The sequence below is a fragment of the Micromonospora pallida genome, from assembly GCF_900090325.1.
GTDB classification, from domain to species: Bacteria; Actinomycetota; Actinomycetes; order Mycobacteriales; family Micromonosporaceae; genus Micromonospora; species Micromonospora pallida.
Map to the genome: position 1 here is coordinate 7,022,999 of NZ_FMHW01000002.1, position 19,819 is coordinate 7,042,817.

Annotated in this window: 17 protein-coding genes; 12 read left to right on the forward strand and 5 right to left on the reverse strand. The window is 73.4% G+C overall.

Going from position 1 to position 19,819, the window contains the following annotated elements:
• The first annotated feature begins 6 nt into the window (after positions 1-6).
• The 3 genes from mshB to GA0074692_RS30165 all read left to right on the forward strand — a co-directional run bounded on the left by mshB (position 7) and on the right by GA0074692_RS30165 (position 1,934).
• Positions 7-930 carry an N-acetyl-1-D-myo-inositol-2-amino-2-deoxy-alpha-D-glucopyranoside deacetylase gene (gene mshB / locus GA0074692_RS30155; protein ID WP_091650726.1) on the forward strand — a complete coding sequence of 308 codons (924 nt, stop codon included), beginning with the start codon at positions 7-9 and terminating at the stop codon, positions 928-930.
• A 17-nt stretch (positions 931-947) separates the two neighbouring features.
• The gene (locus GA0074692_RS30160; RefSeq protein WP_091654314.1) at positions 948-1,391 is read left to right on the forward strand and encodes a hypothetical protein; all 444 of its coding nucleotides are present in this window, start codon (positions 948-950) and stop codon (positions 1,389-1,391) included.
• Positions 1,392-1,469: 78 nt separating this feature from the next.
• The gene (locus tag GA0074692_RS30165) at positions 1,470-1,934 is read left to right on the forward strand and encodes a hypothetical protein (RefSeq protein ID WP_091650729.1); all 465 of its coding nucleotides are present in this window, start codon (positions 1,470-1,472) and stop codon (positions 1,932-1,934) included.
• A gap of 110 nt (positions 1,935-2,044) precedes the next feature.
• On the opposite strand, the gene GA0074692_RS30170 is transcribed toward GA0074692_RS30165, so the two are convergent.
• Positions 2,045-3,064, reverse strand: a complete 1,020-nt coding sequence (locus GA0074692_RS30170) for a GNAT family N-acetyltransferase (protein ID WP_091650732.1) — start codon at positions 3,062-3,064, stop codon at positions 2,045-2,047.
• Positions 3,065-3,142: 78 nt separating this feature from the next.
• On the opposite strand from GA0074692_RS30170, the gene fdxA reads away from it, so the two are divergent.
• Positions 3,143-3,469: a ferredoxin gene (gene fdxA, locus GA0074692_RS30175; RefSeq protein WP_091650735.1), complete on the forward strand. Its 327-nt coding sequence runs from the start codon at positions 3,143-3,145 to the stop codon at positions 3,467-3,469.
• Positions 3,466-4,584, forward strand: a complete 1,119-nt coding sequence (gene dapC, locus GA0074692_RS30180) for a succinyldiaminopimelate transaminase (RefSeq protein ID WP_091654316.1) — start codon at positions 3,466-3,468, stop codon at positions 4,582-4,584. The genes fdxA and dapC overlap by 4 nt, the downstream gene beginning before the upstream one ends.
• Positions 4,585-4,745: 161 nt before the next feature.
• Here the strand turns inward: dapC and GA0074692_RS30185 are convergent, their stop codons facing one another.
• Positions 4,746-6,587 (reverse strand): M48 family metallopeptidase, encoded by a 1,842-nt coding sequence (locus GA0074692_RS30185; RefSeq protein WP_091650738.1) that lies wholly within the window; start codon positions 6,585-6,587, stop codon positions 4,746-4,748.
• A gap of 279 nt (positions 6,588-6,866) precedes the next feature.
• Between GA0074692_RS30185 and GA0074692_RS30190 the strand changes: the two genes are divergently transcribed.
• Genes GA0074692_RS30190 through GA0074692_RS30200 form a run of 3 tightly spaced genes read left to right on the forward strand, consistent with a single transcriptional unit; the run spans position 6,867 to position 9,431 of the window.
• Positions 6,867-7,982, forward strand: a complete 1,116-nt coding sequence (locus GA0074692_RS30190) for a prephenate dehydrogenase (RefSeq protein WP_091650741.1) — start codon at positions 6,867-6,869, stop codon at positions 7,980-7,982.
• 10 nt (positions 7,983-7,992) lie between these two features.
• Entirely contained in the window at positions 7,993-8,640 is a 648-nt protein-coding gene (locus GA0074692_RS30195) for an SIMPL domain-containing protein (RefSeq protein WP_091650743.1), read from the forward strand.
• On the forward strand, positions 8,640-9,431 hold the full coding sequence (locus GA0074692_RS30200) for a nucleoside/nucleotide kinase family protein (protein WP_091650747.1): 792 nt from the start codon (positions 8,640-8,642) through the stop codon (positions 9,429-9,431). The genes GA0074692_RS30195 and GA0074692_RS30200 overlap by 1 nt, the downstream gene beginning before the upstream one ends.
• Here the strand turns inward: GA0074692_RS30200 and GA0074692_RS30205 are convergent.
• Positions 9,408-11,981 (reverse strand): hypothetical protein, encoded by a 2,574-nt coding sequence (locus tag GA0074692_RS30205; protein ID WP_091650755.1) that lies wholly within the window; start codon positions 11,979-11,981, stop codon positions 9,408-9,410. The two genes, GA0074692_RS30200 and GA0074692_RS30205, sit on opposite strands and share 24 nt — an antisense overlap.
• 401 nt (positions 11,982-12,382) lie before the next feature.
• Between GA0074692_RS30205 and GA0074692_RS30210 the strand changes: the two genes are divergently transcribed.
• Positions 12,383-15,685 (forward strand): S8 family serine peptidase, encoded by a 3,303-nt coding sequence (locus GA0074692_RS30210; protein WP_425413409.1) that lies wholly within the window; start codon positions 12,383-12,385, stop codon positions 15,683-15,685.
• A 114-nt stretch (positions 15,686-15,799) separates the two neighbouring features.
• Here the strand turns inward: GA0074692_RS30210 and dapD are convergent, their stop codons facing one another.
• On the reverse strand, positions 15,800-16,759 hold the full coding sequence (dapD, locus tag GA0074692_RS30215) for a 2,3,4,5-tetrahydropyridine-2,6-dicarboxylate N-succinyltransferase (protein ID WP_091650761.1): 960 nt from the start codon (positions 16,757-16,759) through the stop codon (positions 15,800-15,802).
• 84 nt (positions 16,760-16,843) lie between these two features.
• Here dapD and dapE point away from each other — a divergent pair, with 84 nt between their 5' ends.
• On the forward strand, positions 16,844-17,917 hold the full coding sequence (gene dapE, locus GA0074692_RS30220; protein WP_091650764.1) for a succinyl-diaminopimelate desuccinylase: 1,074 nt from the start codon (positions 16,844-16,846) through the stop codon (positions 17,915-17,917).
• Between the two features lie 103 nt (positions 17,918-18,020).
• Here the strand turns inward: dapE and GA0074692_RS35080 are convergent, their stop codons facing one another.
• Positions 18,021-18,182, reverse strand: a complete 162-nt coding sequence (locus tag GA0074692_RS35080; RefSeq protein ID WP_176738233.1) for a hypothetical protein — start codon at positions 18,180-18,182, stop codon at positions 18,021-18,023.
• A gap of 191 nt (positions 18,183-18,373) precedes the next feature.
• Between GA0074692_RS35080 and GA0074692_RS30225 the strand changes: the two genes are divergently transcribed.
• Complete coding sequence (locus tag GA0074692_RS30225) at positions 18,374-19,219, forward strand: LOG family protein (protein ID WP_091650768.1); 846 nt, start codon at positions 18,374-18,376, stop codon at positions 19,217-19,219.
• Between the two features lie 4 nt (positions 19,220-19,223).
• A complete protein-coding gene (locus GA0074692_RS30230; RefSeq protein WP_091650772.1) occupies positions 19,224-19,793 on the forward strand; it encodes an LOG family protein in 570 nt (189 codons plus the stop codon).
• Positions 19,794-19,819 lie beyond the last annotated feature (26 nt).

The window sequence follows — 19,819 nt, forward strand, 5'->3', positions numbered from 1 at the left end:
GATAGAGTGACCGGCGTGACGACGCTGCCCGACCGCCGGCTTCTGCTGGTCCACGCCCACCCCGACGACGAGTCGATCGGCACCGGGTCGACGATGGCGCACTACGCCGCGACCGGTGCCCACGTCACGCTGGTGACCTGCACCCTCGGCGAGGAGGGCGAGATCCACGTACCGGAGTTGGCCGGGCTCGCCGCCGCCGAGGCCGACCAGCTCGGCGGGTACCGCATCGCGGAACTGGCCGCCGCCTGCGCGGCGCTCGGCGTCACCGATCACCGTTTCCTCGGCGGCGCGGGCCGCTACCGCGACTCCGGCATGATGGGCCTGTCCACCAACGAGAACCCCCGGGCCTTCTGGCAGGCCGACCTGGACGAGGCCGCCGGGCACCTGCTGACGGTCATCCGCGAGGTCCGCCCGCAGGTCCTGGTCACGTACGACGAGAACGGCTTCTACGGCCACCCCGACCACATCCAGGCGCACCGGGTGGCGATGCGTGCCGTCGAACTGGCCCGGGCCGAGGGCATCGCTCCCGCCAAGGTCTACTGGACGGCGATGCCGCGCAGCGTGCTGGAGGCCGGCCTGAGCCACTTCGCCGACTCCTCGGACAACCCGTTCGCCGATGTCACCGACCTCGCCGAGCTGCCCTTCGGTACGCCGGACGAGCAGATCGCCGCGCGGATCGACGCCACCGACCAGCACGTCGCCAAGGAGGCGGCGATGCGGGCGCACGCCACGCAGATCCCGGACACCTCCTGGCTGTACTCCATCGCCGGCAACTTCGGCAGCGAGTTCATGGGCGTGGAGTACTTCTTCCTCGCGGTCGGCGAGAAGGGGCCCGGCGGCGGCCCGTACGGCTGGGAGGACGACCTCTTCGCCGGGCTGGACACGGCGCGCGCCGTGGACGTTTCCGCCGCGTCGGCCGGTCTCCGGTGACCCTGCCCGCCGTGTCGATGTCGGTCACCCCGGAGCCGGAACAGGCCCGCCCGCCGTCGCCCCCCGGACCGCTGGCACGGACGTTCGACCTGGCGTTGCGGGTGGTCGGTGGCGCGCTCGCCGTCTTCGGTGGCGTGCTGACCGCAGTGGTGGAACTGGTGCTCGCCGGGGTCCGGGTGGCCGGGCAGCTCATCGGGGTGTCGGTGCTGGTGGCGATCGTGGCGAACGTCGCGCTGGGCTGGTTCGCCCACGCGACCGTGGGACGTCGCTGGGCGGTGGTGCTGCCGGCGCTGCCCTGGTTCGCGATGATGGTCGTCGCGGCGGGTCGTACGGACGAGGGGGACGTGCTCCTCTCCGGGGACAACTGGGTCGGCCTGGCGATGATCGTGGCGGGCGCGATGACCTTCGCGGTGCTGGGCTTCCGGCTGATGCTGGCACCACCGGCCCGAACGGACGGGTGACGTCGGCCCCGCACTGGTGGTAGATATTCGTGCCAGGAAGCCCGCCGCCGGAGCGGGCGGTACGGCGGGAGACGTGCGATGAGAGACCGGTGGCAGTCCATCGGCGTGCTGGCGGGCGCGCTGTTCGCGGTCAACGTGGCCGCCCGACTGGTGACCCGGTTCGCCTTCGACGAGGAGCCGGTCGCCGCGGACCGGGTCTCGTTGGCCATGTTCCTGGTGATCGGGGTGATCCTGGCGGTGGTCACCTTCGGGCGGGCCCGCCGTACCCCGGTGGCCCTGTGGGGCGGCGACCTCGCCGCCGCCGTGGGCGCCGCGATGCTGCTGACCGTCCTGGTCGGGCCGCTGCTGGTCGGCAACAACCCGTTCGCCGGCGGCGCGGGCACCTTCTTCGCCCAACTCGGGCTCTACCTGCTGGCCACCGGGGCCGGCGTCCTGGTCGGCTACCTGATCGCCACCGCGCTCGGTGTCGACTACCGGTCCCAGCAGCTCAAGCGGTACGCCGAGGGGCAGAGCGTCAAGCCCCGCCGACCCGTCCGCCGCTGACCCGGCGCTGACCCGGGCCGCCGGGGCCGTCGGTCGGTGATCCACTCAAGTTGCGGCATGTCGGGGTGTCCGATCGACCGGACACCCCGACGTGCCGCAAACGGAGTGGATCAACCCTCAGGCGGGGCGACCCGGGTCAGGTACGTGTGGTGGGTGGTGAAGCCGAGGCTCCGGTAGAGGGTGACGGCCGGGGTGTTGCGCTGCTCGACCTGGAGGAAGGCGTCCGTGGCGCCGGAGTCGGCGGCCCAGTCGGCGAGCGCCCGGATCACCTGCCGGGCCAGCCCCCGGCCACGGAACCCGGGCAGCACCTCGACCAGGCTGAGCCCCAGCCAGCGGCCCTGCCCGGTGACCGTCCCCCGCCCCACCGCGACCAGCGTGCCGTCGACGTACAGGTGGGCGAATCGGAGCTGGTCCACGGCGGTGAGTACGTGGCGTGCGGCGTCGGGGAGACCGCCCTTGCGGCCGGCGGCGATGGCGAGCCACTCCGCCGACGGCGCGGTCGCCAGCTCGACCCCAGCCGGGTCGGGCGCTGAGCCGTTCCTGCCCGGCTCGGGTGTCGGAAGGTCGGCTTGGCCCGGTGCGGGCGCTGGTAGCTCGGTACGCAGCCGGCTGATCGCCACGGTCTGCACCAGCGTGGGCGGCCGGGTGCCCCAACCCCGCGCGTCCAACTCGGCGCCGACCGGCGCGGCGAGTGGCAGCGGAGTGTTGACCATCGCCGGTTGCCCCTGGTCGGCGTACCAGCGTTCGACGGCGTCGACGGCGGCGGACAGCGGCCGGTCGGGGTCGCCGATCGGCAGCGCCGTGTTCGCGCGTCCGGTCCAGCCGGCGGCGCTGCGCAGCAGCCAGTCACCGAGGCGTCCGCGTACCGGGGCGGGCCAGGCCTCGTCGGCGGCGAGTTCGAGGGCGATCACCGCGCCGGCGGTGGGCCGGCGGGCCGGCGGCACCCGCTTGGCCCGGTGCACCTCGTTCCGGGGTACCTCCACCCGACCCTGGTCGGTGGCGAGAGTGATGTGGGTCTCATTTAGCTCGACCAATTCCCCCAGCGCGTCGGAGAAGAGTGGTCTGCCCTCACGAATCCCCACAATCCGACGGACCACGATCCGGTGTCCCACATCCTGCTGTCGGAGCACGATCGACCTCCTCCCCGGCGAGATACTAGGCTCTTACCGTCGCGGCGATCGCGACGCGTCTTGCGGAGGAGAAGACCGGTGACCTACATCATCGCCGAGCCGTGCGTGGATGTACTCGACAAGGCCTGCATCGAGGAGTGCCCGGTCGACTGCATCTACGAGGGCAACCGGATGCTCTACATCCACCCCGACGAGTGCGTCGACTGCGGTGCCTGTGAGCCGGTATGTCCGGTCGAGGCGATCTTCTACGAGGACGACGTCCCGGAGAACTGGAAGGACTACACCCCGGCGAACTACGAGTTCTTCGAGGACCTCGGCTCCCCGGGCGGCGCCTCGAAGATCGGCAAGATCGAGAAGGACGCCACCTTCGTCGCCGCCCAGCCGCCGCGCGGAGAGGGCCACTGAACCGGCCCGCGCCGGTCTCGTCGCGGCTGCCCGACTTCACCTGGGACACCCTGGACGCCGCGGCCGCCCTGGCCGCGGCGCACCCGGACGGGCTGATCAACCTCTCCATCGGCACCCCGGTCGACCCGGTGCCCGAGGTGGTCCGGCGGGCGCTGGCGGAGGCGTCGAACGCGCCCGGGTATCCGCTGACCGCTGGCACCCCGGCGCTACGGGAGGCCATCTCGACCTGGGTGCGGCGCACCTGCGGGACGGCCGACGACGGGTTCGGCGTGCTGCCGACGATCGGCTCCAAGGAGTTGGTCGCCTGGCTGCCGACCCTGCTCGGCATCGGCCCGGGTGACGTGGTCGTGGTGCCGTCGGTCTGCTACCCGACGTACTCGGACGGGGTGCGGCTGGTCGGGGCCACCGAGGCGCGGACGGACTCGCTGACCGCGGTCGGGCCGACCTCGCGGGTACGCCTGGTCTGGGTGAACTCGCCGGCCAACCCGACCGGCAGGGTGCTGCCCGCCGCCCACCTGCGCAAGGTGGTCGAGTGGGCGCGTGAGCGCGGCGCGGTGGTGGCCAGTGACGAGTGCTACCTGCCGCTGGGCTGGTCCGCCGACGCCGAGCCGGTGTCGGTGCTCTCGCCCGAGGTCTGTGGCGGCTCGTACGAGGGCGTCCTCGCGGTGCACTCGCTGTCCAAGCGCTCCAACCTCGCCGGGTACCGCGCCGGGCTGGTCGCCGGCGACCCGACCCTGGTGGCCGAGCTGCTCAAGATCCGTAAGCACGCCGGCATGATCGTGCCGGCACCGGTGCAGGCGGCGATGGTGGCCGCGCTGACCGACGACCGGCACGCCGACGAGCAGCGGGAACGCTACCGCGCCCGGCGGGAGGCGCTGCTCGCCGCGTTCACCGGCGCCGGGTTCACCGTCGAGCACTCCGAGGCGGGGCTCTACCTCTGGCTCAGCCGGGGCGGCGAGGAGTGCTGGCAGACCGTCGACTGGCTGGCCCGCCGGGGCATCCTGGCCGCCGCGGGTGCGCTCTACGGGCCCGGTGGCAGCCACCACGTCCGGATCGCGTTCACCGCCACCGACGAGCAGGTCGCCGCCGTTCCCGCCCGGCTCGCCGAACGCTGACCCCGCTCACCCTCGGCTGGCCCGTCGAACGCAGGCGCCGGGTGCCCACCGCTCACGGCGGTCGGACTCCGGCTGGCTCGCGTCGAACGCAGGGGGCCGGGCCGGGCGGACCGTCGAACGCAGGGAGGCCGGGTGCCACCGCACGGTGGCACCCGGCCTGCTCAGTCCGCGAACCTGTCCAGGACGATCAGCAGGTTGTCCCGGCTGTGCTTCTCCAGCAGCTCGCTGCCGTACAGCTCGTGCAGGTTGAGCGTCCGACCGTCGCTGAGGGTCAGCTCGGCCCGTAGCGGGATCCGCTTCCGGACCGTGGCCGAGGCGATCTCCTCGTACGGCAGGAAGGTGTGGTCGGCGACGAGCTGGGCCACCGGGGTGGAGCCGACCAGCGCCCGCAGTCGCTTCTCTCCCGCGCCGGCCCGTCCCGGATCGGCGACCAGCACCAGGCCCCGGTCGAGGATCAGCAGGTCATGCTGCACCCCGTCGATCTTGACGTTGGCGATCGCGCCGACCAGGCCGGCGTCCCGGGTGTCGACCCGTCGTTGCACCACCGACGCCCGCTCCGGGTCGATGCCGAACCGGTCGAGGCGGGCGAGCGCCTCGTCGAGGGTCTGCGCGGAGACGGCGAGCTTCGCCGCCTCGGCCAGGTCCAGCGGTTCGCCGGCCGGACCCACCAGCCGCGCCGGCCCGGTCCAGGAGTGCTCCCACCGGGCCACGCCGGAGCGGACCGCCGCGTTCTCGAACAGGACCTCCATCGGGTCGGCGAAGCGCAGCGCCGCATCCTCGCGGGGGGCGTCCCGGAAGAAACCCTCGGCGAACTCGCCGAGCCGGTTGTCCCGCACCAGGCCCAGGATCGTCGACAGCGCCGGCTCCGGCGTGCCGGTGAACCGTCCGGCAGCCCGGTAGACCGTGTCGGCCCGCCGCTGCACCATGGCGGCCACCATCGCGGCGGTGAACTCCGGCCAGGGCAGCTGCTGCCGCCCGTCCGTGCGAACCACGATCTGCTGGAGCTGGCGTCCCGCCGCAGCGATGTCGGCGAGGAGGTGGGCGGCCGGGCGCGGGTCCGGAGCGACCGTGTCCGCCGGTACGGTGCCCATGGCGGCGATCCGGACGCCGATCGGCGGGTGGGTGTCCCACGGCGACGTCTCCTCCTCCGGGGTGGCCTCGCGGAGCGCGGCCAGTTCCTCCTCCCGGGCGGCGGCGAACTCGGCGAACCCACCGAACAGGTCCTCCGGGGTCAGGTCGGCCTGCCAGCCCGGCTCGACGTACCGCTGCATGTAGAAGTGCCACGCGGCATCCAGCCCGGGCAGTGCGCGCAGCGCGGAGGTGGCGGCCTCCGGGCCGGCGAGCAGCACCGCCGAGCGGTCCGCCTCGAGCTCCTGGCGTCGGGACGCCGCGTTGTCCACCCGCAGGTACAGCCGGGCGTACGCCTTGAAGACCAGGCCGACGGGGTTGCGCCCACCGATCCGGTTGACCGTGCCGATGATGGCCAGTCGACCCCGGTACGCGACCTCGCCGAGCCGGGTGTGCTGCCCGGAGTAGTGGCCCAGCTCGTGCGCCAGCACCGCGCGGAGCTGGTCCGTCCGCATGGTCTGGAGCAGCGGCAGCCCGACGTAGAGGGTCCGTCGCCCGGCGAGCAGGCCGAGCAGACGGGTCTGCTCACTGACCGCGGCGTTCACCTGCGGCACGATCCGGATCTCGTCCGGCGCGCGGGTGCCGACCGCGTCGGCCAGCCCGCGGACGGTGGCCCAGAGCGCGGGCGCCTCCCGGTCGCCGACGATCAGCCCCGGATCGGGTTCGGACGTGGCGCGCAGGGCCCGCCAGAGGGCCACCACGACCGCGCCGAGCGCGATCAGCAGCGGCACGACCAGTTTCGCCGTCACGATCCCGTTGGCGACGTCGTGCAACCAGACGCCGAACGCGATGACGGCGGCGAGTTGGAGCAGTGCGACGACGTAGAAGCCAATCAACATGAGCACCGAGGCGAGAGCCCGGTACGTCGCTGCCATCGTGATTTTCCTTCCCCGTGGCCCACCTTGATCCGGTGGGCGGCGCAGGGACCGTATGACGTGGACGTTTCGACGGCAATCCCATTCGAGGTCCGATCGTCCAGCCCAGCGGGCCGACGCGGTCGACCGGCTCCTCCGGCCGGTGGCGGGTCGTCGAAGCCCGACCGGCCCCGGTCCCGGCCGCGCACCAGGCGATATCCTCGGCCCCGGGTCCGGCGGCCCGCGATCGAGCGGAACCCGAGGTACGACCCGCGATCGAGCGGAACCCGAGGTACGCAGATGGTGGCAAGCCCCGACACGCGGCCCCGGGTCGCGGTGGTCGGTACCGGTCTGATCGGTGGTTCGATCCTGCTCGGGCTGCACCGGGCCGGTCTCGACGTCACCGGCTGGGACCCGGACCCGGCGACCCGCCAGGCGGTCCGGGACACCGGTGTGGCCTGCCCCGACGAGCTGACCGTGGCGGTGGACGGCCGGGCGGTGGTGTTCCTCTGCGGCCCGCTGCCGACCCTGCCGGAGACGTTGCGCACCGTCGCCGGAGCGGTCGGCGCGGACTGCGTCCTCACCGACGTGGGGAGCGCCAAGGGCGAGGTGGCGGAGTTCGCCGCCGCGTACGGGCTGACCGACCGGTTCGTGCCGGGGCACCCGATGGCCGGCACCGACCGGGCCGGCATCGGTGCGGCCGTGCCGGACCTCTTCGACGGCGCGGCCTGGGTGCTCTGCCCGGCCCCGGACGGGCTGCCGGCGTTCCACCGGCTCGCCACGCTGCTGGTGTCGGTCTTCGGGGCGCGGGTGGTGCCGATGGCGCCCGACGAGCACGACGCGGTGGTGGCGCTCGCCTCACACGTGCCGCACCTGCTGGCCGGGGCGCTGGCCGGGGCGGCCGGCCGGTCTCCGCTGCGGGACGCCGTGCTGGCCCTGGCGGCCGGCAGCTTCCGGGACGGCACCCGGGTGGCCGGCACCCCCGCCGAGCGGACGGCGAACATGCTGCTCGGCAACCGGGAGCACGTGCTGCGGGAGCTGGCCACCGTGCGGTCCGTCCTGGACGAGCTGGCCGCCGCGCTCGCCGCCGCCGACGCCGAGGCGCTCACCGCCGGGCACCGGGCGGCCCGGGCCACCCGGACGGCCCTGTTCGACCGCCCGTTCCTCGCCTCCGGACACGACTTCCCGACCACCCCCGGCACCGGCCGGGAAGGGGTCACCGCCGGAGCCGACCGGGAGCGGGCCGCCGCCTCGCCTACGGCGGACGCCCGGCCGGGTGACGACGGAGCAGCCGGGGAGCTGCGGTTCCTGCTCACTCTCGGGGCCGCCGGGGGTTACCTCAGCGACTGCCAGGTCACCGGATCGACGGTGCGGTACACCGCGCACACCCCGGCGGGGGCGACCGCGCGCGACTAGGGTGGGGCACATGGTGGACGGACCGGTGGTTACCGTACGCGGCGAGGCGTACCGGGAGGTGGCACCCGAGATCGCCCGCTTCGCGGTGACCGCGATGGCCCGCGACAAGGACCGCGAGGTGACCCTGACCCGGTTGGCCGAGCGGGCCGCCGCGATCCGGGTGCTGCTCGACGGCTACGGCCCGGCGGTGGACCGCCGGGAGACCGGCGAGCTGCGGGTCCGTCCCGAGCTGAAGCGTTCCGGTGAGCGGGTGGTCGCCTACCACGGCAGCATGACCACCACGGTCACGGTCAGCGACTTCGCCGTCCTCGGGGAACTGATGCTCCGCCTGGCCGACCAGGACCAGGTCTCGGTCGCCGGCCCGTGGTGGTCGCTGCGGCCGGACAGCCCGGTGCACCGCGAGGCGCGGCAGGCCGCCATCACCGAGGCGCTCGACCGGGCCCGGGAGTACGCCGAGGCGCTGGGCGCCCGGGTGACCGGCCTGATCGAACTCTCCGACTCCGGGATGGCCGCCCAACCGATGACGTTCCGGGCGGCCGGCTTCGCCGCTGGTAAGGAGGCCGGTCCCAGCCCCGAGATCGACCTCGACCCGCAGCAGCAGACCGTGCAGGCCGCCGTCGAGGCACGGTTCGCGATCAGCGAGCCGGTCCTGGACTGATGCCCCAGCAGTCCGGGTCCGATCCCGGTCCGGCCCCGCAGTCCGGATCCAGTTCCGGTCCGGCCCGGCGACCCGCGTCCGGTCCGGTCCCGGCCCGGCAGTTCGCGTCCGGGCCCGAGTTGGCCCGGCAGCCCGCGTACGGTCCGCTTCCGGCCCGGGAGTGTCCGGTCGACGAGCTGGTCGCGCGGGCCCGCGCGCTGGCCGCCGCCGGTCCCCGGCAACTGCTCGGTATCGCCGGGGCACCGGGGGCGGGCAAGTCGACTCTCGCCGAGCGGGTCGTCGCCGAGGTCGGCCCGACTGCCCGGCTGGTGCCGATGGACGGGTTCCACCTGGCCCAGGCGGAACTGCACCGGCTCGGCCGGGCCGACCGCAAGGGCGCGGTGGACACCTTCGACGCGTACGGCTACGCGGCGTTGCTGCGGCGGCTGCACCGGCTGGAGCCGGTCACCGTGTACGCGCCGGCCTTCCGCCGGGAGATCGAGGAGCCGGTCGCCGGGTCGATCGGCGTGCCGCCCTCGGTCACGCTGGTGGTGACCGAGGGCAACTATCTCCTCCTCCCCGAGGATCCGTGGGACGAGGTCCGCGCCCTGCTGCACGACGCCTGGTTCCTCGACCTCGACGCCGAGCTGCGGCTGCGCCGGCTCACCGCCCGGCACGTGTCGTACGGCCGGTCGCCGGCCGAGGCGGAACGCTGGGCGCGCGGCTCCGACGAGGCCAACGCGGCTCTGGTGGCCGGCACCGCGCCCCGCGCCGACCTGGTGGTCCGGTTAGCCGACCCCCTCCCGGGGTGACGGCACACACCGCCGCAGCAGGCCGGCCACCCGGTCCCGCTCGACGAGGAACTCCGGGGATTCCGGGTACCCGCCGTGGTTACGGATCGGCGGGTCGACGACCTCCCCGCCGGTGGGGTGCAGCCCCTCCGGGTCCCGGACGGTGACCTCCCGGCGGGCGCCGGTCACCGGCCAGCCCAGCGGGTCGGTCTCCCGCCAGAAGTTCGTCCAGCCGGTACGGCCGTGCGGGTCGGTGAGGGCGTCGGCGAGCACCGGCAACCGGCGGGGACCGAAGTAGGCCGGGAAGACCCGCCCGTAGAGCCGGGTGAGCTGGCAGCCGTACGAGAAGAACCAGACCCGGCGGCGCCAGCGGGCCGGAAGCTGGAGGACCACGGCCGCGCAGAGGACCGCTCCCTGGCTGTGCCCGGAGAGGATGATGCCGGTCACCCGGCGCGGGTCGTCCTCCGGCAGGGCGAGCAGGCCGGCGGTGCGGGTCTGCAACTCAGGTACGGCCCGTTCGGCGTAGCTGGGCGGCGCGAACGGGTGCGCGGCCCGGGGCCAGAACGTGCCGATGTCCCAGACCACGCCGACGGACCGGCGGACGGTGTCGTTGCGGTACACCAGCAGCCCGAGTGCCGCGACCACCACGGGCAACCAGCCGAGGAGCCGGTCCCCGGCGCCGTTCGCCGCGTCGACCAGCACCGTCCAGCCGCTCTCCGGCATCCGGTGCGGCCGGGTACCGGAGGACGCGGCGGCGCAGCCGAGCGCGGCGAGGACGATCAGTGCCGCGCCGCACCGCCCGACGAGCCGGATCGCGTGTTCCCCGACGAGCCGGTGCAGGGCACGGAACGTGCTCACGTCCCGGCAACGGCGCAGGTCGTGGGCGGAGAGCCCACGGCCGGGCGTGCTGAGGCGCAGGTACTCCTGGTGCCGCAGCCGGGCGAAGAGCAGCCCGGCGTGGACGGCGGTACCGAGGACGACCGGCAGCGAGGCCGCGAACACGAGCCCGGCCCAGGTCACCGGCACCGGCGGGGCGACGGCGACCACGTCGGTCGGGTTGAGCCGGTTACCGACCCAGTAGAGCAGCCCGGCACAGTACGCGACGCCGAGCAGCCAGCCGACGCCGGCGATCAGCAGTGGCCCCCGGCCGCCCCAGGCCAGCCCGTCGTGCCCGGCTCCGGGCGGGTCGACCGGGACGGCCCGGGGCAGCAGGAGCCCGACGCCGGCCAGCGCGACGGCCGGGGCCACCAGCATCCACAGGTCGAGTCCCTCGGGTGGCGGGACCGGGCCGGGCAGCCAACCGGCGAGCCAGGCGCCCCCGGCCAGCAGGGCGATTCCCGCGCCGGCCGGGACGACGAGGGCCCGCCGGCCGGAACGGGACACCGCGCCGATCGCGATCAGCAGGAACAGTTGCCCGACACCCCAGCCGGCGATCACCCCGTCGTACCCGGGCAGGGAGCGGTCGACCAGGCAGCCGGGCGTGTCCGGTGCGGCGAGACAGCCCGGAGGTGGGCGCAGCTCGGCGAGGGGGATCCCGGCCGGGCCGTCGGGCAGGAGCAGGAGTACGAAGGTGCCGGCCAGCCCACCGAGGGCACTGACCACGACCATGGCGCTGTACGGGCCGAGCGGGGTGTGCCCGCCCCGGCGGGTGAGGTACGGCCGGCCGAGGGCCACCACGGCCACCGCCACCGGGAGCACCAGCAGGGCCACGGTGAGTACGGCGAGCGCGACCCTGGGCCCCTGCGGCGGGTCCATGACGAGCACCGCGCCGAGCGGTACGGCCGCCGCGATCACCGTACCGGTGCACAGGTGCAGCACGGCGGCCCGCCGCAACTGCCCCTCACCGCACCAGAAGGTGGGATCCTGCAACGGGTTGACCAGCGGCACCCCGACCGGGGGGACGACGCCCGGGCCGACCGGCATCTCCGCCTCGTACTGGTAGGTGCGCCAGCTCAGCAGGCCGACCAGCGCGATCAGGGCGAGCGGCACCAGCAGCCCGACGGCGAGCGCGTGCGCGCCCTCGCTCCACCAGCCGTGACCGAGGAACTCCCAGGGGCCGGGCACCCGGCCCAGGCAGGTCCGGTCCACGCACTGCCAGCCGACCAGGTCGACCCCGATGCCGGTGGCGGCGAGGACCAGGGTGCCGGTCAGGCTCAGGCAGAACAGCCGGATCAGCCAGCCGGCGATCCCGGCGCGACCGGACCATCCTTCCCGGGTGGGGTCGGCGGGGATCTCCGGTCGGGCGTGCAGGGCGACGTTGGCGATGGTGAAGGGCAGCAGCACCGTCCAGAGCGCGCGTTCGACGTCCCGAGCGGTCCGCGCGCCCGAGGTGAGTCGACCCCAGCTGTACGCCTCGACGACAACCGGTTCGTCCGGTTCCGGCCCCGGTTCCGGCTCTGGTCTCGGCGCCGGCCCCGGCTCTGGGCAGCGGTAGAAGCCGGTGACCTCGTCCCCGGCGACCAGCCACGGCTGCGGTGCCGGCTCGCCCGGTTCCGGCAGCAGACCGAGCAACTCGTCCGGCGGCGTGTTCGACACACCGTGTACGCGCAGTTCGAGCACCCGACCAGTCATCCCTGCCTCCCGGTGACCGTGTCACTACCCAGAGTGCTCTTACTGGGGTGGGCGGGGCCAGTCTTTTTCGGCTGTTTTCGCAGTTCAGGCGGGATATGTGGAATCGGTTCAAGGTCCGGATCGGGCGGTGCGAGGTTACCGCCCGCCACCACGCTGGCGGGCGGGTCGCGGGTGACCGCCGCCCCGGCGCCGACTGCGGGCATCGTCTGTCGACCGTCCCCCAGGACGCTCTGGACCAGCGAAAAGGTTGCCGTCTTCTCGGTCGCGTTCCCGACCGGGCATCAGTGTCCCTTGTGGAAACGTGAACTTCTTCAATGTGATCGACATTGATGTAACCCTCGTGAGGAGGTCGTGTGTCAAGAACAGGGAAAGCCGCCATCGGGATCGCCCTGGGGCTGCTGCTGGGTGTCTCCGCTGCCGTCGTGCCCGGTGGTCAACCGGCCAGCGCCATCGGCCCCGGTCCGGGTGTTCCGCCCGCCATCGGTCCGGGCCCGGGCTCGACCACTGGCGCCAAGCGTCCGGTGACCGTCACGCTGCTCACCGGTGACCGGGTCACCGTCACCGGCGGCGACTCGATCAGTATCCGTCCCGGACCGGGACGGAAGGGCATGACCTTCGTGACGCAGCGGGTGAACGATCACCTCACCGTCCTGCCCCGGGACGCGGTGCCGCTCGTCCGGGCCGGCCGGGTGGACCAGCGGCTCTTCGACGTCACCGAACTGACCGCCGTCGGGTACGACGACGCGCGGCGGGACACCCTGCCGCTGCTGGTCCGCTACCGCGCCGGGACGAAGCGGCAGGGTGGCCCCGCCGTCGCCGGGGCCCGGGTGACCCGGGACCTGCCCGCCATCGGCGGCACGGCGGTCAGTGCCCCGAAGGACCGGGCCGGCGCCGTGTGGACGGCGCTCACCACTGGTACGCCCACGAACCGAGTCGACACGGCGGGGGATGTCGACCGGATCTGGCTGGACGGCAAACGCCAGCTCACCCTGGACCGGAGCGTGGCCCAGATCGGCGCGCCGGAGGCGCACCGCGAGGGGCTCACCGGACGTGGCGTACGGGTGGCGGTGCTCGACACCGGCGTCGACGCCACGCACCCGGACCTGGTCGGACGGGTCTCCGCCAGCCACAACTTCACCGAGGTGACCGATCCGGACGACACCGTTGGGCACGGCACGCACGTCGCGTCCATCATCGGCGGCAGCGGGGCCGCAGCCGGCAGTCGGTACCGGGGGATCGCGCCGGACGCCACCCTGCTCTCCGGCAAGGTCTGCGAATCCGATTTCTGCAGCGAGTCGGCGATCCTGGCCGGTATGCAGTGGGCCGCCGTCGACCAGCAGGCGACGGTGGTCAACCTGAGCCTGAGCGGCTACGACGGTCCCGAGATCGACCCGCTGGAGGAGGCGGTCAACCGGCTCACCACGCAGACCGGGGCGCTCTTCGTGGTCTCCGCCGGCAACGACGGGTCGGACGCCTCGGTCGGCTCCCCGGGCAGCGCCGACGCCGCGCTGACCGTGGGGGCGGTCGACCGGGACGACCGCCTCGCCGACTTCTCCAGCCGGGGTCCCCGCCCGTACGACGGGGGGCTCAAGCCGGACATCACCGCACCCGGCGTGGACATCGTCGCGGCGCGGGCGGCCAAGGGCCAGATCGGTACCCCGGTGGGGGAGCGGTACGTGGCCCTCTCCGGCACCTCGATGGCGGCCCCGCACGTGGCCGGCGCGGTGGCCCTGTTGGCCCAGCGGCACCCGGACGCGACCGCCGGGCAGCTCAAGGCCCTGGTGATGAACTCGGCGAAGGCGCACCCCGAGCAGACGGTTTTCCAGCAGGGTGCCGGTCGGGTCGACGTGGCCGCCGCGATCGGGCAGACGATCACCACCGCCCCGGCCAGCGTCTCGTTCGGCCGGATCGAGTGGCCGCACCACGACGACGTGCCGGTCGACCGTACGGTGGCGTACCACAACTCAGGTGACGATCCGGTCACCCTGGCACTGACCCTGGAGGTCACCGGCCCGGACGGCAAGCCCGCCCCGGCCGGCATGTTCCGGCTCGGCGCGGACCAGGTGACCGTACCGGCCGGCGGGCGGGCGGAGGTCGCGCTCATCGCCGACACGAAGGTGGCCGGCCCGGACGGGTACTACACCGGCCGCCTGGTCGCCCGCTCCGGCCCGGTGACCGTGACGACCGCCCTGGCCGTGGACCGGGAGGTGGAGAGCTACGACGTGACCATCGAGACCCTGGACCAGACCGGGACCCGTACCGACGCCCACCTCACCTCGGTCTACGGGCTGGACCAGTACCTGTCGGCCGATGTGTACGGCTCCGACGGGTTGGCCACGCTTCGGCTCCCGAAGGGACGGTACGGGCTGTTCAGCGGTGTCATCACCGTCGGGGAGGCGAACGGGTTCGCCGTGGTCGCCGGGCCGGAGCTGACCGTCGACCGGGCCACCCGGCTCACCGTCGACGCCCGACGCACCGCGCCGGTCCGGATGTCCGTGCCGGAGAAGTCCGCTGTGCCGGCTCTGGTCGACGTCTCCGCTCACTTCAACGAGGCGGACGCCGGGTACGGAACGGCCTACTGGCTCGACGGGTTCGACGGCCTGCGGACCGGCCAACTCGGCGGGAACAGCGCCCCGGACCGGTTCGTCGGCGTGATCGCCAGCCAGTGGGTCCACGGCGAGGCGGAGGTAAGCCCGTACCAGTACGCGCTGAGCGAGTCTTTCGGCGGCACCATGCCGAACGGATTCGTGCGGGACTACCGCCGGGGTGACCTGGCCGCCCTCAGCCAGCGTTTCCACGGGGACGCCGAGGTCGCCGCCGACCGGGTGCTCTTCCCCCACGCGGACGGGACCATGTTCGCCTCGGGGACGGGGATTCCCACGAGTCTGCCCGGCAGCCGGACCGAGTACGTCAACGCCGCCACCGGGCTGCGCTGGTGGTCGCAGCTCGAGACCGGGGAGCGGCAGGACGAGGGGTGGCTGGATGCGCGGACGAGGCTCTGGTCCGACGAGGTCGCCTACCGGGCCGGCCGCACCTACCGGGACGAGTGGAACGCCGCGCCGTTCGGACCGGCCCTGCACCCGTCGAGCCTGGGTGTCAGCCGGTCCGGGGACCTCCTCGTCGTCGACGTCCCCACGTACGGCGACGCGAACGGCCACTCCGGGTACTCGTTGGCCGACTCGGAACACACCCGCCTCTACCGCAACGGCGAGCTGGTCGGGGAGAGCCCGACCGCCTGGTACGGCGAGTTCGCCGTCCCGCCGGAGCCGGCCGAGTACCGGGTGGAGACGGTCGCCGACCGGGACTTCACCGACCTGAGCACCCGGGTGACCGGCAGTTGGACCTTCCGCTCCGAACACGCCACCGGTGACGAATGGGTCGGTCAGCCGGTAACGGTGATCGGCTTCGCGCCCCGGCTGGACGGATCCAGCGCCGCCCCGGCCGGGCAGGTCTTCCCGATCCCGGTGACGGTGCAGCGGCAGCCCGGCACGCCAGCGGCCACGGTCACCGCGCTGACCGTGGACGTCTCGTACGACGGGGGCAAGAACTGGCAGCCGGCCCAACTGCGGAAGCAGGGCTCGGGCTGGGTCGCCACGGTCCGGCACCCGGCCGGACCGGGCTGGGTGTCGCTGCGCGCCAACGCCACCGACAGCGGCGGCAGCACGGTGCACCAGCAGATCACGCAGGCGTACCGGCTGCGGTGAGGCGTGCCGTCCCGGCCCGTGGTCGCCACGGGCCGGGACGGCGTCCGTCCGGACCCCCGGTTGTCGTCGGCCGTGGTGCCGGCCGAGGGCCGGGGTCCGGACGGCGCCCGGAGGTCAGTCGTTGGCGTGCAGGGCGGCGTTCAGAGTGATGCCCTGTCCGGTGCGCGGCCGGGCCTCCAGCGCGCCGGTGACCGAGTTGCGCAGGAACAGCAGCCCGTCGACGCCGGAGAGTTCGCGGGCCTTGACCACCCGGCCGTCCGGCAGGGTGATCTTCGCCGCGGCGGTGACGTAGCAGCCGGCCTCGACCACGCAGTCGTTACCGAGCGAGATGCCCACGCCGGCGTTCGCCCCGATCAGGCTCCGCTCGCCGATGCTGATCCGGTCGGTGCCGCCGCCGGAGAGGGTGCCCATGATCGACGCGCCGCCGCCGATGTCGGAGCCGTCGCCGACCACCACGCCCTGGACGATCCGCCCCTCGACCATCGAGGTGCCGAGCGTCCCGGCGTTGAAGTTGACGAAGCCCTCGTGCATGACCGTGGTGCCGGCGGCGAGATGCGCGCCGAGCCGGACCCGGTCGGCGTCGGCGATCCGCACCCCGGACGGGACCACGTAGTCGGTCATCCGGGGGAACTTGTCCACCCCGTACACGGCCAGGTGGCGGCCGGCGGCCCGCTCGATCACCCGCAGCTCGTCCACCCGCTCCGGCGGGCACGGCCCGGCCGAGGTCCAGGCCACGTTCGCCAGCTTGCCGAAGATGCCGTCCAGGTTCAGGCCGTTCGGCCGGACCAGGCGGTGGGAGAGCAGGTGCAGCCGCAGGTACGCGTCGGCGGCGTCCTTGATCGGGTCGTCCAGCGAGCCGAGCACGGTGACCACCTCGACGGTGCGCAGACCCGGCAGGGCCCGCTCGCCGATCGCCCCCGGCGGCAGGTCCAGCACGTCGGCCTTCTCCTCGCCGGAAACCAGGGGCAACTCGCCGAGGCCGAGCTTGCCGGTCGGGTACCAGGTGTCGAGGACCTGGTCGTCGGCGGTGACCGTGGCCACGCCGATACCCCAGGCAGACTGTGCGGATGTCACTGTGTTTCACCCTCCGTGTCACGGCCGGCGGGCGCGCGCAAGCTCACAGCCGGCTTCTACCGCCCTGACGGTACCGTGCGAACCATGGAGAACCCGCTGACCCCCGAGGTCCTCGCCGATCCGGTGGCGTTGACCCGTGCCCTGGTGGACATCGAGTCCGTGTCCCTGAACGAGAAGGCGATCGCCGACTGTGTCGAGCAGGTGCTCCGGGCGGTCCCGCACCTGACCACCCACCGGTACGGCAACACCGTGATGGCCCGCACCGAGCTGGGCCGCGCGCAGCGGGTGGTGCTCGCCGGTCACCTGGACACGGTCCCGCTGAACGGGAACTTCCCGTCCAGCATGCGGGGTGACCTGATGTACGGCTGCGGCACCTCCGACATGAAGTCCGGGGTGGCGTACGCGCTGCACCTGGCGGTGACCCTGCCCGACCCCCGGTACGACGTCACGTACTTTTTCTACGAGGGGGAGGAGATCGAGCAGAAGTACAACGGCCTGTACCTGGTCGCCGAGGCGTACCCGGAGTGGCTCCAGGCGGACTTCGCCGTACTGCTCGAACCGACGTACGGCATCGTGGAGGCCGGCTGCCAGGGCACCATGCGGGCGGTCGTCACCACGCTCGGCGAGCGGGCCCACGCGGCCCGGTCCTGGCACGGGGTGAACGCGATCCACGGCGCCGGCGAGGTGCTGCGCCGGCTGGCCACGTACGAGGCACGTCGGGTCACCATCGACGGCTGCGCGTACCGGGAGGGGATGAACGCGGTCCGGATCTCCGGCGGGGTGGCCGGCAACGTCGTGCCGGACCGGTGCGAGATCGAGGTCAACTACCGGTTCGCGCCGGACCGGGACCCGGTGGCGGCCGAGGCGCACCTGCGGGAGGTCTTCGACGGTTTCGCGTTGACCGTGACCGACGTGGCCGCCGGGGCGAGGCCGGGGCTGGACGCGCCGGCGGCACAGGAGTTCCTGGCGGCGGTCGGCGCCGCGCCGATCGGCAAGCTGGGCTGGACGGACGTGGCCCGGTTCGCGGCGATGGGCATCCCGGCCCTGAACTTCGGCCCCGGCGACCCGAACCTGGCCCACCACAAGGACGAGCACGTCGAGATTTCCAAGATCCGCGACGGGGCGGCGACGCTGCACCGTTGGCTGGCCCTGGCCTGACCCGCGACCCGGCGGGGTGACCAGGAGATCTGGTCACCCCGGGGCGGGCAGCCGTGGCGCGCGGTCACCCCCCGATGGGCGCGCTCGGCCGTGGTTCGGTCGGTCAGCCGTTGGTCAGGACGGGCGCGTCGAGCTCCGTCCGGGCCTCGGCCTCCGCCGGCTCGATGGTCTGTAGCTGACGGGCTCGGCGGCGCTCGGCCACCACGTCCTGGATCCGCCGCTGCATCTGTCGCCGGATCCGGATCCTCTCGTTGCTGCTGATCACGCTGCTCCTCCCCCGAAGGCGCGCCGGGGTCGTCCCCGTGTGTGAATACTAGGACGCACGTGCGACCGAATTAGTTGCGTGCACTCGCGAAAGATCGTCGTTTCGGTTGCCGGTTGCCCCCGTCCGGGTGGCCGTGATTCGTCGGGCGGCCCTCCCGACCTGCGGTGCTGTGCTCCACTACGGTGGCTTGCATGAGCCGAAGCAACGGACCGGACACCGGTCCGACCGAAACCCGACACCGGGGTCCGGTGACGCTGCGTCGCCGGGCCCTGTCGACCAGCACCGCCGACGAGCGGCTGCTGGACTCGCGGGGGCGGGCCGACTGGAAGACCCGGGACGCCTGGCGGGCGCTGCGGATCCTCTCCGAGTTCGTCGAGGGGTTCGACACCCTGGCCGACCTGCCGCCGGCGGTGAGCGTCTTCGGCTCGGCCCGGAGCAAGCCGGACAGCCCCGAGTGCCGGCTCGCCGAGCAGCTCGGCGCGGCGCTGGCCCGGGCCGGGTACGCCGTCATCACCGGCGGCGGACCGGGGGTCATGGAGGCGGCGAACCGGGGGACCAGTGAGGCCGGGGGCCTCTCCGTCGGCCTCGGCATCGAACTCCCCTTCGAGCAGGGCCTCAACGACTGGGTCGACCTCGCCATCGACTTCCGGTACTTCTTCGCCCGCAAGACCATGTTCGTCAAGTACGCCCAGGCATTCGTCGTCCTGCCCGGCGGGTTCGGCACCATGGACGAACTCTTCGAGGCGCTGACCCTGGTGCAGACCGGCAAGGTGACCCGGTTCCCGGTGGTGTTGATGGGGACGGACTACTGGCGGGGACTGCTCGACTGGCTGCGGGACACCATGGCCGCCGACGGCAAGATCGGTCCGGTGGACCTGGAGCTGATCTGCCTCACCGACGACGTGGACGCGGCGGTCCGGCACATCGTCGAGGCCGAGGCGCAGCTCTCCAGCGAGCAGGAGGCGGTACGCGAGGAGGCGGTCGCCCGGCTCGCCGCCGACCAGCAGGCCGCCGCCGACGAGAGCCGGGAGGGCTGAGCCGGTGGCCGCGATCGGAGTGTTCTGCGCCTCCTCCCGTACCCTCGACCAGCGCTGGCTGGACCTGGCCTTCGACACCGGAATGGAGCTGGGCCGGCGGGGACACACGCTGGTCAGTGGGGGCGGCTGCGTCGGCATGATGGGCGCCCTGGCCGACGGCGCGCGGTCCGGGGGCGCGCGTACCGTCGGGGTGATCCCGCAGGCGCTGGTCGACCTGGAGGTCGCCGACCTGGCCTCCGACGAGCTGCTGGTCACCGACTCGATGGCCAGCCGCAAGACGGTGATGATCGAGCGGTCGGACGCCTTCCTCACCCTGCCCGGCGGGCTGGGCACGCTGGACGAGCTGTTCGAGGTGTGGACCACCGCCACCCTGGCGATGCACGACAAGCCGATGGTCCTGCTCGACACCGACGACTTCTACCGGCCCCTGGTGGACTGGATCACCTCCCTCACCGACCAGCACTTCGTCAAGCCCGCCGGCCAGGACCTCGTTCGGGTGGCCCGGAGCCTCCCCGAAGCCCTGGACACTCTCGACTCCCACCTGATCCCCGCGCCCACCTCCCCCTCCGCGTGACCGGCGGGTCGAGAGGCGGGACCGGC